Annotated in this window: 1 protein-coding gene; it reads left to right on the forward strand. The window is 62.6% G+C overall.

The genetic code is table 11. The features are described 5' to 3' along the window. Window positions 1-281, forward strand: a 281-nt coding sequence (locus WDW90_RS39175; RefSeq protein WP_336493003.1) for a putative sulfate exporter family transporter, incomplete at both ends; no start/stop codon positions are given.

Raw genomic sequence — 281 nt, forward strand, 5'->3', positions numbered from 1 at the left:
CACGGTCGCCATGCTTCTCTATCCGCTCTTGGGACACTGGTTCGGCGTCACCGATCGAGCCGTGGGCATCCTTCTCGGCGGCACGATCCACGACGTCGCTCAAGGGGTGGGGGCCGGCTACTCGATCTCCGACGAGGCAGGGAATGCAGCTGTCATCGTGAAGCTGTTCCGGGTCTTCCTCCTTCTGCCCGTGGTCCTGGCGGTCGGATTATACTTCTCGAAGGCAGGCATGGGATCGGAGACCGGCAAGGTTCCCGTCCCGATGTTTGCGTTCGCGTTCC

It is taken from the genome of Methylobacterium nigriterrae, assembly GCF_037106235.1.
GTDB lineage: Bacteria > Pseudomonadota > Alphaproteobacteria > Rhizobiales > Beijerinckiaceae > Methylobacterium > Methylobacterium nigriterrae.